Consider the following 12,376-nt stretch of genomic DNA (forward strand, 5'->3'; position numbering starts at 1 on the left):
GCATCCTGAAGAATACTTTTTGCATTTTATGCATATTTTATATCATATACAGCAAATATATATTCATTTTATGTGCCACAGCTTCCAACAAAATACTTTTAAAGGTCAAAATACCATAGACATTACCAAAAACTAATTTGTAGGACGCAACGAGTTAAAGGGGGTCACAATGAGAAAAAGAATTGTACTTGCCGCCGTTGCGCCTTTTCTTCCCGCCCTCGCCCAGGCACAGGGAACGGTGAAGAATGCCGCGAGCCAAGGTAATCAGGCAGCCGCTTCGTCTACCACTGAGAACAACACACCCAATTTCACGCTGCCTTCCTTGCAGGTGGTGGGAACGACCCCTCTTCAGGGATCAGGCCTGAACCGTGAGGAAGTACCCGCAGCCACTCAGGTTTATACCGGGCTTGATACCCAGAAAACCGGCCCGGCGGACCTGCTGCGTTCGCTGGAACAGCAGGGCACCGGTATTTCCTTCAATCAGGCGGTGGGCAATTCCCTTCAGCCCAATCTGATTTATCGCGGCTTTTCCGCTTCTCCGCTGGCCGGTGATCCGCAGGGCCTTGCGGTCTATGTCAACGGCACACGCTTCAACCAGTCCTTTGGCGATACGGTGAACTGGGATCTGATCCCCAGCATCGCCATTGATGAAACGCAGCTGGTCGGTGCCAATCCCGCTTTCGGCCTGAATGCGCTGGGCGGCGCCCTGTCCGTGCGCATGAAGGATGGCTTCAACTATCAGGGCGGTCAGGTTGAGGTATCGGGCGGTTCGTTCGGCAATATCACCCTGTCCGGACAATATGGCGTGAAGTCGAAAGACGGCACGATGTCGGCCTATATTGCCGCCAGCGGGATGAACGAGGATGGCTGGCGTGAGCATTCTCCCTCTCAGGCGCGTCAGGTTTACGGTGATATCGGTTGGCGCAGCGACCGTGCCGAAGCGCATGTCAACGTGACCTATGCCAATAATATCCTTGTCGGCAACGGCACAACTCCGGTTGAACTGCTGGCCGCAGACCGGAGTGCGGTGTTCACCTATCCCGACCAGACCCGGAACAAATATGTCCGCGTCGTCGGCAGCACCACGGTAACCGTGACCGATGAGTGGTCAGTGCAGGGGAATGTCTATTACAGCAATCTGTCCCAGCGCACCTTCAACGGCGATGCAGCCGAGGTCGAACCGTGCGATGACGACCCCACTCTGGTCTGTTCAGAGGATGGCCCCCCGCTTCAATCCCGTCGTGGCGGATATGTTCCGAATTTCGTACAGAACAGCCCGTATAACCAGCACGGCTTCGATTATGACGAGGGCGGCCCCTATGCCTTTCTGAACCGCACCGCGACCGATACCAACGGATTCGGAGCCTCGGCACAGGGTGTGAACACCGCCACGGTGTTCGGCCATAAGAATCATTTCGTGGCCGGTGTCAGCTATGATGGCGGGCGCAGCACCTTCACTGCCAACACTCTGATCGGTCCGCTGACCCTGGATCGCGGCTTTGGCGGCCCGAGCATCGAGGTTGATGACTCCACCGCCAATGTGCTGCCGGTACGGGTGAACACCAGCAACGACTATTACGGTGTTTTCTTCACGGATACGTTCGACATCACCGACAAACTGGCCGCCACCGTCTCCGGGCGTTTCAACTCCGCCCAGATCGCACTGAACGACCAGATCGGCACCAGCCTGAATGGCCAACACTCCTATAACCGCTTCAACCCGGCAGCCGGGCTGACCTGGAAGATCACGCGCTCCGTCTCCGCCTATGCCGGCTATGCCGAATCGAACCGCGCGCCGACCCCGGCGGAACTTTCCTGCGCCGATCCGACCGCCCCGTGCAGCCTGACCAACTTCTTCGTCGGTGATCCCCCCCTGAAGCAGGTTGTAGCCCATACCTGGGAAGCCGGGTTCCGTGGTCATCACAAGGTCGAGACCGCCACCGTTAACTGGCATACCGGCTATTTCCATACCGGCAGTGATGATGATCTGGCCTTCGTATCCAGCGAGACCTCCGGGCGCGCCTTTTTCCGGAACGTCGGCCCCACCACGCGGCAAGGCGTGGAAGCCTCGGTCAACCTGATTGCGGGCGCATGGTCGGTCTTTGCCAACTACTCTTTCACCGATGCCCGCTATGGCAGCAATTTCACGCTCAATTCCGAGGATAATCCTTACGCTGATGACGGGCTCGTCAATGTGCGCAAGGGCAATTACATCACCGGTATTCCCGCCCATGTGTTCAAGGTCGGGGTACAATGGGCCGTGACGCCCAAATGGGTCGTGGGTCTGATCGGGCGTGCCGCGAGCGGCCAGTATCTGATCGGCGATGAAGGCAACCAGAACCAGCGGACCGGCAATTACTTCGTGATGGATTTCAACACCGCCTACCAGATCACGAAGAACGTGCAGCTGTTCGGCATGGTGCGGAACCTGACCAACCAGAACTATGCCACCTTCGGCACCTTCTCCCCGGTTGGAGAAGTTCCGATGCTTCAGGCCCCCAACGCCACCAACACCAGAAGCCTCAGCCCGGGCGCTCCCATCGCCGGTTATGGCGGTGTGCGCGTTTCTTTCTGAAACGGCTTGATCCTGTACAATCATGAAGGGCGGTCTCCGGACCGCCCTTTTTTGATCTCTGCCCTACCGGCTCAAGGTGTGCAGTCCTTCAAATCGGCATCGCCGATTGAAAAAGCATAGGGGCCATCTTCCTTCGCCTCGACATCATGGACCACACAGCTGCGCCCGCGCTTCAGTTTCAGCTTCACGTCATAGCGGCCCGGCTGAATACCGAGGATTTTCAGGCGCTCGTCCGCCTCAACCTCTCCATCCTTATCGTTCTTGCACTGATCACTGCCCCATGCCGTCGTACCGACAGGGGCCATCTGAAGTTTCACGATGGTGTCGGAAGTCGTATTCCAGAACCTCATCGCCTTACCAGCAGCGAGCGCGCTGCCGCCAGCAGTGATGATCAGGCCGAAGCCGATCAGGCCGCCGAACCACAGCATTCGATATCCCCGACCCGAAGGCTTCGTGGCGGCAAGGGCGCTTGCCAGACGTGAGTCACCTGTTTCAACTGAGATCATCATGGACTTTTGTTCCTCCCTGAAACCCATCATGCTGCGGTCTGGAGCCGGTTGACAAAGATGCCATGCCGATGCCGCAAAATTGCCGCAAGAATGCCTCGACGAACGGCTATCGGAAAGGCCGTCAACAAGATAATGTCCCGGCGCGGCTCATTGGGGGCCGTGCCTTTCCGAACCACCTTGCAACGGGACGAAACGATGCAAAGCAAACTGGTTCCTGCTCTCGCTTTCTCCGCTTTTGCGCTGCTGGCCGCCGGCCAGGCGCACGCGGATGGCGATGCCGAAGCAGGTAAGACCCTCTTCAAGAAGTGCGGCTTCTGCCACTCCACCGAAGCCGGCAAAAACAAGGTTGGCCCCTCCCTGGCCGCCATCGTCGGTCGCAAGGCAGGTGTCGAGCCTGGCTTCAACTACTCCGATGCCCTGAAAAGCTCCGGCCTGACCTGGGACGAAGCCACTCTGAACAAGTGGGTTGAGAATCCGAAGGCCCTCGTGTCCGGCACGAAGATGATCTTTCCGGGTATCAAGGACGAGAAGGATCGCCAGAACCTGATCGCCTATCTGAAGACCCTCAAGTAATCAGGTCTTCCGGGGATTGGAGGTCTGCCGCAAGGTGGGCCTCCTCCTCTGCCGTCAGGCTGCGTTCTGACGGATTTGCACCGGGCAGATTAACCTGCCTGATCATGCTGGCAGGCTTGCCACCAAGCATCATGACCCGATTCGCAAGCCTTGCCGCGTCCAGCGCCTCATGCGTCACCATCACCGCGGCCATGGTGCCGGAGCGCCAGAAATGCCGCAGTAAACCCATGCTTCTACCGATGCTGTCTTTGTCCAGCGAGGCAAACGGCTCATCCAGCAGCAGAATATCTGGTTTCGACGCCAGCGCCCTGACCAAAGCAGCGCGCCGTGCCATCCCCAACGACACGCGACCCGGAAGGCTGTCAGCCACGTCCTTCAGTCCAAGTTCTGTGAACAGACGCTCTATCAGCGCCTCATCCGGGGCAGGCATCATCAACGCGACGTTCTGACGCAGCGTTTTCCACGGCAGCAATAAAGGTTCCTGAAACACCATGCCGATGCGCGGGAAGAGCCTGTTGCGGCGCTGACTGATGCTGTAACCCGCCCAACTGACCGCGCCGGAATACGCATCATCCAGTCCGGCCACAATACGCAACAGACTGGTTTTGCCACAGCCTGAGCGCCCCATGACGGCCAGCACATCCCCCCGCTGCAGATCAAACGCAATGTCCCTTAAAACAGGTGTTGCGCCATGATTTTTGGCCTCGATCCGCACATGCAGCAAGGTGGCAGCAGCGTGTGTCTGCTCTATCGCCATGAAGATACCCGCCGTTCCAGCACTTGCAGCACGCCCCATTCCAGCGCCTGCACCACCAGAATAAAGGCCAGCGTGTAGACCAGAATCCCGGTCACATCGAAAAGCTGGAAATACACCTGAAGCTGAAATCCGACCCCATTGCTACGCCCCAGCAGCTCCACCACCAGAACGATTTTCCAGATGATCGACAGGCCGGAACGGGCCGCCGCAAAAATATAGGGCGCCAATTGCGGCAGGACGGCGTGGCGCAGAATAGCAAGGCGGCTCATACGGAAGCTGCGCGCCATGTCCAACAGAGCCGGGTCCAACGCCCGCGCGCCTTCCCTCACCGTCACAGCCGTATTGGGCAACTTGTTCAGCGCTACAGCGATCACCGCCGCCCACTCCGTCAGCCCGAACCAGATATAGATCAGCACGATCAACACAACGGCAGGCAGGTTGAGCAGGGCGGTGAGCAGACTATCCATGATCGCATTGAGACGGGGCATCCTGCCCAAGGCCACGCCAATCGACGTCCCGACCACCAGTGCGAGCGTGAAAGACTCGGCCACCCGGCGCAGCGTAATCGCCAATGTTGGCAGCAAGGCCCCATGCATTGCCTGCTGCACCATGGCGGCGATGACAGTGCTGGCGGATGGCAGCAGGGGATCATGGGCCCAGACCGCCGCACCCTCCCAAATCGCCAGCAGCAACACCATCGACGCAACCCGCCAGCCGAAACCGATCTGGCCAGTCCGGGAAGCATCTCCGCGGGCAGAAAATGCGGTCAGAGCGTGACCTCCACCGGAAACAGCCCGGTCGGTATCCGAGTCGGCAGGCCGGAGGTCTCTGCACCGGGCAGGGCATGCAGGATCGTCAGCAGGCTCTGGGCCGCATCAATCTGCGCCTTGCCCCAGTGATGCGGAATACCAGCCCGGTATGCATCCCGCAGCAAGGTCAACTCACGATCATCTCCTGCACCGGTCAGGGGACGGATAGCCTGCCACTCCGTATCCGATGTCGCGAGGAGGGCCTGTGCCTGCGCAGCGGCCTTCAGAAATCTCCGCCCTGGCTGACCGGGGCCATTCGCCCAGGCGGAGCGAAACACATAGCCCACAAGAGGCATATCCACCGGCAGCCCCAGCCCCGCCAGAGCATCGCCAATATGCAGCAGAACACGCCCACCATGAGCCTCCCCCCGTGCCACGAAAGGCCAGTAGGTCAAGGCAGCGTCCAGTCTTCCGCGGCTCAACTGCTCGTTCAACAGCGGTGGGGCAGCAAAAAACGGGGCCAGGCTCTGCGGGTCATAGCCCAGCATGCGGGCGGCAAAAGCGCGGAAAATCAGCCAGCTTTTATCGATCGGGCCTCCAGCCACCCCTAATCTGGCCTGTTTCAGATCATCAATCCCATGCAGCCTGCTATCAGCCCGGACCAGAATACCCCCGGATTCGCTGGAGAAAGGGGAAAACAGCCAGTCTCCGCCCTGTTCTCGCTGTCGGGCCGCCCAGAGCCAATCCTGCACGGCAAGGTCGGCCGAGCCAGCCTGTAACGCCACCTGCGTGGCCTGTGATCCGGCCAGTGACAACTCTACCAATCGAAAGCCGGCATCACGATCCAGACCATGACGCCGGATGACATCCAGCAGCCAGGAAAGACTGCCGAAACGCAGGCTGGCGACCCTGATCTCCGGCATGGAAGGATCCGCCGCCCGCGCGACTCCCCTATAAAAGGCAAAGGACAGCCCAAGGCCGCCCGTCAGCACGCGGCGGCGGGACCAGAACGAGAGATTCTGTCTCCTGCCCGTTTCCAATAAGCTCACGGCGTTTTCCTCAAGCCTTGTGATCAAGGCATTTTGGGTTCCATCCGGCCCATATCGGCATAAATTGTCAATATTTCATGGATATTTTCACCATAAACGCATTTTTATCCCTGTTATCCATCGCCACATCAGCAGGCACATGAGATACAAGGTAAAAGCGTCTGCCAATGTTTCGGTCCCTTTATCCGGGGAAACCGTGTGGCTGGGGATGCGGAGGAAACATATGAGCTGGATCAAGCACGCGAGAAACGCGGCACCGGCACTGACCATACTGACCTGTCTGGCGGCGCTGCCGGCCGGAGAAATTCTGGCGCCCCGTGCAGCCATGGCACAGGACGCGGCTGCAACGCCGGAACAGACGATCCGTATCGTCTATCTGGAGCTGGATGAAACCCACCGATGGCCCTCTACATGGCTGGATCAGCCTCCCGCCGATGAAGGCGTTGAAGGCGCACGTCTGGCCCTGCGCGACAATGCGACCACGGGCCGCTTCCTGAACCAGAATTACGTGCTGGACGAGCAAATTCATCCAACGGCCGAGGCCGTTGTGCAGGCCTTCAAGGACAGGCTGAAAGCAGGCGACCGGAGTTTCGTGCTCAGTGTGCCGCCTGACCTGCTGCTGCATCTGGCAGATCTGCCGGAAGCGAAAGACGCTCTGCTGATCGATGCGAAATTGCCGGATGACCGGTTGCGTGGCGCGGATTGCCGCCACAACGTACTGCACACCATGCCCAGCCGCGCCATGCTGGCGGATGCGCTGATGCAGTATCTGACCGTCAAAAACTGGCACCACGTCATGCTGGTAAACGGCAAAACCCCGGATGACGCTTTATATGCCGAGGCCATGCGCCGATCGGCCAAAAAATTCCAGATCCGCATCGTCGCTGATCGCCCATGGACCTTCAATCCGGCGACGCAGCAGGCGGATACGGGACATTTCCAGATCAACACAGAGGTTTCCCGTCTGACTCAGGATGTCGATTACGACGTGCTGATCGTTGCCGATGAGGCAGGCAATTTCGGCGACAGCCTGTCCTACCGCACCAACACGCCCAGACCGGTGGCCGGAACGCAGGGGATGGTGCCGGAGGCATGGGCCAGACCGTTCGACGAATATGCCAGCACGCAGTTTCAAAGCCGTTTTCTGAAACTGGCCCATCGCTGGATGACCAGTCTGGATTACGGTGCATGGATGGCGGTGCGCAGCTTCGGTGAGGCCGCCACCCGCACCGGACAGTCCGATCCGACCAAACTGGCGGCCTATATACGTGGCGATTCCTTTGCCTTGGCCGCCTATAAAGGACCACCGCTCAATTTCAGGCCCTGGGACGGGCAGTTACGGCAGCCCGTGCTGCTGGCGGATGATCGTTCGCTGATCTCCATTTCGCCGCAGCCCGGATTTCTGCACCAGTTTTACGAAACAGATACGCTCGGCATCGACCGGCCGGAGAGCACATGTCACATGCAATGATCCGCCACCGCATGGCAGCCGCGATTGTCAGTGCTGCGCTGGCAATCCCGCTTTTCGCCACCAGCGCGATGGCGGGCAAAATTCTTGTCTCCAATGAAAAAGACAACACCATCACGGTGCTGGATCAGGACTCTCTTAAAATCATCAAGACCGTTCCGGTGGGTGCGCGCCCGCGCGGTATCGTGCTCTCGAAAGATGGAAAAAGCCTTTATATCTGCACATCCGATGCCGATCATATCGAGGTACTCGATCTCGCCAGTCTGACCGTCAACAAAACCCTGCCGAGCGGACCCGATCCGGAGCTGTTCGCCCTCAGCCCGGATGGAAAGACGCTTTATATTTCCAACGAAAACGACAACATGGTCTCCGTGCTGGATATCGGGCAAAGCAGGATTGTCGATGAAATTCCCACCGGCGTGGAGCCGGAAGGCATGGCGGTCAGCCCGGATGGAAAAACCATCGTCAACACCTCCGAAACCACCAGCATGGCGCATTTCATCGACGCCAAAAGCCACAAGTCGGTGGCCAATGTGCTGGTCGGCACCCGCCCGCGTTATGCGGAATACAACAAGGATGGTTCTCTGGTCTGGGTTTCTTCCGAAGTGGCAGGTCAGGTCGCCGTAATCGATACCAAGACACATAAAGTGATCAAGACCATCAGCTTCGCGATCCCCGGCGTACCGAAAGAAGCGATCCAGGCTGTTGGCATCGCCCTCAGCGATGATGGCAACACTGCCTTCATCTGCCTTGGCCCGGCCAATCGCGTGGCGGTGGTGGATGCCCATACCTACGACGTCAAAAAATATCTGCTGGTCGGGCAACGCGTCTGGCACGCTGCTTTTTCACCGGATCAGAAAACACTTTATACCGCTAACGGAATCAGCAACGACATGTCGGTGATCGACGTGCCCAGCCTCAAGGTTCTGAAATCGGTGCCGGTCGGGCAGCTACCATGGGGCGTGGTGGTGGCACCCTGATGCCGGCACCGTCAGCCTCTTCATCCGCCTCGCTGGCAGTCACCGGCCTCAGCCATGCTTTCGGACCACGCCGGGTGCTGGATGACGTCACATTCAGCATTCAGCCCGGTGATTTCTCCGTCCTGCTCGGACTGAACGGGGCCGGCAAGACCACATTATTCGGGCTGATCACAAGACTCTATCACAGCAAAAGCGGCCATATCGCCGTGCTGGGTCATGATATGCGCCGGGAACCAGGTCGCGCGCTTGCCCGTATGGGGGCTGTGTTTCAGCAATCCACGCTCGATCTCGATCTGACCGTATTGCAGAATTTGACCTACCATGCCGCCTTGCATGGAATGCCCTCCCGGGCAGCCCGCGAACGCGCCATGGAGGAACTTGGCCGGATCGGCCTTGCTGATCGTGCGGGGGATCGGGTGCGGCAGCTTTCCGGCGGACAGCGCAGACGTGTTGAGCTGGCACGGGCACTGGTGCATGCGCCTTCGCTGCTGCTGCTTGATGAACCAACCGTGGGGCTTGATATCGAAAGCCGCCGCTTCCTGCTTCAACATGTGCGCGGATTGTGCCGCGATCACGGTCTTGCCGTGTTGTGGGCCACCCATCTGATTGATGAAGCGGATGAGCAGGCCCGCATCATCGTGCTGCATCAAGGACAGGTGCTGGCACAGGGTGCGCGTGATACCATCCTGCGTGACGCCAATGCCGTCGATCTCGGTACCGCGTTTGATCGCCTGACGCGCAACGGTCAGAATACCAAGCGGGAAAAAGCCGCATGACGACAGCGTTTTTATCACCCGCCCAGTACGGGCGCTGCATGACGGGGATTGTCCGCCGGGAGGCTTTACGATGGGTACATCAACGCGGACGCTTTATCTCCGCCTTGGTGCGACCGCTGGTCTGGCTGGTCGTGTTTGCCGCGGGATTCCATTTCGTACTCGGCGTCTCGATCATTCCGCCTTACGAAACCTATGTTCCCTATGAGGTTTATATCGCACCAGGTCTGGTGGCGATGATCCAGTTATTCAACGGCATGCAATCCTCCCTTTCCATGGTCTATGACCGGGAGATGGGCAGCATGAAAACCCTGCTGATCAGTCCGTTCCCTCGCTGGTTCCTGCTGCTGTGCAAGCTGCTGGCAGGTGTGACGGTTTCTATTGTGCAGGCCTATATTTTTCTTGCCATTGCCTGGTTCTGGGACATCACGCCGCCTTTGACCGGCTATCTGGCTGTACTGCCTGCGCTGATCATGGCCGGCTTGATGCTGGGGGCGCTGGGGCTGGTTCTTTCCTCCTTTATCAAACAGCTCGAAAATTTTGCCGGTGTGATGAACTTCGTGATTTTTCCGATGTTTTTCACATCCTCTGCCCTTTATCCGCTGTGGCGGGTCAAGGATGCCAGCACCACATTGTGGTGGTTCTGCCAGATCAACCCTTTCACCCATGCGGTAGAGCTGATCCGCTTTGCCTTGTACGATAAGCTCGCCACGCAATCGGCGCTGATCGTCCTCGCCTATACCGTTTTGTTCATGGCAGCCGCCATTCTGGGCTACGATCCCGGTCGCGGGCTGATGGCCCGTCGTGCGGCGGCAGATTGAAAGTGTCGAACCTCATGCTTCGCAACACCGTCTTTCGTCTGACCTCTTTACTGCTGCTGACAACGGCGGCCACCACGCCGTCATGGGCCACGTCTTTCGACAAGGATCCTGACTGGCCGTGTCAGCAAAGGCTGGTGCCGCATGTCGCGGCAGCCACCTACTGGGCCGGAGAAGCGCCTGTTCCATCCGCCGAGGATGCACCACAGGACAAGGCCCGTGCCGCCGTGATTGCGGCCGTCTCCGACCGCTCCCTTCCGCTGTCGGATGGTCAGGCCAGGCTTGCGGCCTATGCCGATACCATTCCACAGGCAGAGCGTAGCAAGGTACTGGGAACCCTGTTCGCGGATATTACCGCTGCGGTCGATACGGAACGCGCATCGCTGATTTCCCGCATCAAGGAGCTGGGCCGTCACCAACGCGGAATTGCCAGACAGGTGGAGGCGGTCAATAGCAATCTATCCAAATTGCCGGAAGAGCCGCAGGGTGCCGATCTGGTTAAATCCAACGACCTGAATAGTGAGCGTGGGTTGCTGGTACGCAGTTATCAGGAAACCCAACATACCATGCGCTATGTCTGTGAAGCACCCGCTGATCTGGAAGGGCGGCTGGCAGCCTATGCCCGGACGTTACAAGCCAAAATCCAGCCCGCCCACTAAGCTATCCTGCGCGTACGTTACGGCTGCTCTGGCGGAAAGACTGGCTGGTTCGGCACAAGCCGGTAACCAGCTGCTTTCCACGCCTCAGTTCCTCCGGGGAACCATGCAACATGGGGATAGCCGTAGGACAGCGCACGCTTGGCCGCATTCCAGCTCATCCAGCAATTGGGCAGGCAATAGAAGACCAGCAGCTTACCCTTGTCGCCCATGGTGGCATTGGCAAGCTGATGCCGGAACCATGTATCAACGCCTGGCGGCAACGTTCCCAACCCGATATCGGCCAGCCACAGACTACCGGGAATATCGAGGCGCGGTGGAGGCATCCACGGCGTTTCGGGAGCACTTCCTTTCGGCTTGCGGGGAGCGACCATGGCATCAATCAGGACCACCCGGCCCCGCTCGATCACTGTATGCAGCGCATCCGCATCCAGCACGATGGCGCCTTTGAGTGTCGCGGGGGTCGGCGCCCGGAAATCCTGCATCCGGTAGCCATCAGGCTCTGGCGCAGAGGATGCAGCCGCCACCAGCAAGGATGCGATCAGCCCAGCCGCAAGCCGCATCGTTCTCATGCTTTCCTCCGCCATCTTTCTTGTGAGGCCGGCTCAATGCGCGGCAGATGCAGCTTTCGGGATGATCGGGTGATTTTGTTCATCCAGCAATGGTACATGATAGGCCATGAGAATATCGTCGATCGCAGGCTGGTTTTTGCGCAAGGCTGCATTCAGACGACGGCGCCACTCTGTTTCATTCGGACGCACACCCAGCGCAACACGATAATCAAGCCGCACCTTCCCATCCGACTGCAAAAAATCCATATGCAGCGGCAGCTTGCCCTCGGCGATGAAATAGCCGGCAAAAGGCCCCCAGATCAGGGCCACATCGATCTTGTGATCCAGCAGATCCTGCAACATCTGGCGCGGAGGCGACTCGACGCGTGTATCGACCTGTAAGGAATAGGCGGTGGCGCGATCGATCAGATGGGCATGCAACAGAAGATCGGAAGGTGGGGTCGCTGCGATCAGGCCAAACCGTTTACCTGCCAGAGAAGGATCGGTCACAGAAGTCGCGGTCAGATGATCCTCCTGCCGCGTCACGATCATATAGGCGGAGTGATAATAGGCGCTGGTGCTGTCCATCATGCCGTTACCGGGCACGACCCCGATCACAACATCACATTTTTCGGCGATCAGCGTGTTGCGGAGAAAACCAACGGTCTGTGGAAACCACGTGTAACTGACGGGGAGCGACAGGGTTTTCGCCAGCAATGTGGCGATCTTGTTTTCAAAACCGTCCCGCTTTTTATTGGAGAAAGGCATATCGGATGGATCCGCGCAGACGCGGAAAGCAGACCGGCTGACGAGATCGACATCATATTGGGCAAAAGCAGGCGCATGCGCCGCACAAAACGCCAGAAAGGTCGAGACGGCGGCCAGAAACCGCAACCGCCCAGTCATGACACGACGCAT

The 12,376-nt window shown here is 58.7% G+C and carries 13 protein-coding genes; 7 read left to right on the forward strand and 6 right to left on the reverse strand.

Annotated features, from left to right (window positions below; translation table 11 throughout):
* Positions 1–169: 169 nt before the first annotated feature.
* Entirely contained in the window at positions 170–2,575 is a 2,406-nt protein-coding gene (locus tag GbCGDNIH6_RS09495; protein ID WP_072563703.1) for a TonB-dependent receptor, read from the forward strand.
* A 71-nt stretch (positions 2,576–2,646) separates the two neighbouring features.
* Here GbCGDNIH6_RS09495 and GbCGDNIH6_RS09500 read toward each other — a convergent pair whose 3' ends face one another.
* On the reverse strand, positions 2,647–3,084 hold the full coding sequence (locus GbCGDNIH6_RS09500; RefSeq protein ID WP_198355747.1) for a hypothetical protein: 438 nt from the start codon (positions 3,082–3,084) through the stop codon (positions 2,647–2,649).
* A gap of 195 nt (positions 3,085–3,279) precedes the next feature.
* Between GbCGDNIH6_RS09500 and GbCGDNIH6_RS09505 the strand changes: the two genes are divergently transcribed.
* Positions 3,280–3,657, forward strand: coding sequence for a c-type cytochrome (locus GbCGDNIH6_RS09505; protein ID WP_072564505.1), 378 nt, complete (start codon positions 3,280–3,282; stop codon positions 3,655–3,657).
* Here GbCGDNIH6_RS09505 and GbCGDNIH6_RS09510 read toward each other — a convergent pair.
* The 3 genes from GbCGDNIH6_RS09510 to GbCGDNIH6_RS09520 all read right to left on the reverse strand — a co-directional run bounded on the left by GbCGDNIH6_RS09510 (position 3,650) and on the right by GbCGDNIH6_RS09520 (position 6,212).
* Positions 3,650–4,453: an ABC transporter ATP-binding protein gene (locus GbCGDNIH6_RS09510; RefSeq protein WP_081370072.1), complete on the reverse strand. Its 804-nt coding sequence runs from the start codon at positions 4,451–4,453 to the stop codon at positions 3,650–3,652. The genes GbCGDNIH6_RS09505 and GbCGDNIH6_RS09510 overlap by 8 nt on opposite strands.
* Positions 4,405–5,112, reverse strand: coding sequence for an ABC transporter permease (locus GbCGDNIH6_RS09515; RefSeq protein WP_072563705.1), 708 nt, complete (start codon positions 5,110–5,112; stop codon positions 4,405–4,407). Before GbCGDNIH6_RS09515 ends, GbCGDNIH6_RS09510 begins: the two co-directional genes overlap by 49 nt.
* 68 nt (positions 5,113–5,180) lie before the next feature.
* On the reverse strand, positions 5,181–6,212 hold the full coding sequence (locus tag GbCGDNIH6_RS09520; protein WP_157692411.1) for an ABC transporter substrate-binding protein: 1,032 nt from the start codon (positions 6,210–6,212) through the stop codon (positions 5,181–5,183).
* A gap of 223 nt (positions 6,213–6,435) precedes the next feature.
* Here GbCGDNIH6_RS09520 and GbCGDNIH6_RS09525 point away from each other — a divergent pair, with 223 nt between their 5' ends.
* From GbCGDNIH6_RS09525 to GbCGDNIH6_RS09545, 5 genes are read left to right on the forward strand one after another with little or no spacing between them, the layout of a single operon-like run.
* On the forward strand, positions 6,436–7,683 hold the full coding sequence (locus GbCGDNIH6_RS09525; RefSeq protein WP_232449787.1) for an ABC transporter substrate-binding protein: 1,248 nt from the start codon (positions 6,436–6,438) through the stop codon (positions 7,681–7,683).
* Positions 7,668–8,660: a YVTN family beta-propeller repeat protein gene (locus GbCGDNIH6_RS09530; RefSeq protein WP_198355748.1), complete on the forward strand. Its 993-nt coding sequence runs from the start codon at positions 7,668–7,670 to the stop codon at positions 8,658–8,660. The genes GbCGDNIH6_RS09525 and GbCGDNIH6_RS09530 overlap by 16 nt, the downstream gene beginning before the upstream one ends.
* On the forward strand, positions 8,636–9,436 hold the full coding sequence (locus GbCGDNIH6_RS09535) for an ABC transporter ATP-binding protein (protein ID WP_072563708.1): 801 nt from the start codon (positions 8,636–8,638) through the stop codon (positions 9,434–9,436). The genes GbCGDNIH6_RS09530 and GbCGDNIH6_RS09535 overlap by 25 nt, the downstream gene beginning before the upstream one ends.
* The gene (locus GbCGDNIH6_RS09540; RefSeq protein ID WP_072563709.1) at positions 9,433–10,254 is read left to right on the forward strand and encodes an ABC transporter permease; all 822 of its coding nucleotides are present in this window, start codon (positions 9,433–9,435) and stop codon (positions 10,252–10,254) included. Before GbCGDNIH6_RS09535 ends, GbCGDNIH6_RS09540 begins: the two co-directional genes overlap by 4 nt.
* A gap of 14 nt (positions 10,255–10,268) precedes the next feature.
* On the forward strand, positions 10,269–10,910 hold the full coding sequence (locus GbCGDNIH6_RS09545; RefSeq protein WP_072563710.1) for a hypothetical protein: 642 nt from the start codon (positions 10,269–10,271) through the stop codon (positions 10,908–10,910).
* A gap of 17 nt (positions 10,911–10,927) precedes the next feature.
* On the opposite strand, the gene GbCGDNIH6_RS09550 is transcribed toward GbCGDNIH6_RS09545, so the two are convergent.
* Complete coding sequence (locus GbCGDNIH6_RS09550; RefSeq protein WP_198355749.1) at positions 10,928–11,470, reverse strand: PQQ-dependent catabolism-associated CXXCW motif protein; 543 nt, start codon at positions 11,468–11,470, stop codon at positions 10,928–10,930.
* A gap of 42 nt (positions 11,471–11,512) precedes the next feature.
* A complete protein-coding gene (locus GbCGDNIH6_RS09555) occupies positions 11,513–12,376 on the reverse strand; it encodes a substrate-binding domain-containing protein (RefSeq protein ID WP_198355750.1) in 864 nt (287 codons plus the stop codon).

The sequence above is a fragment of the Granulibacter bethesdensis genome (genome assembly GCF_001889525.1).
Classification (GTDB): Bacteria; Pseudomonadota; Alphaproteobacteria; order Acetobacterales; family Acetobacteraceae; genus Granulibacter; species Granulibacter bethesdensis_C.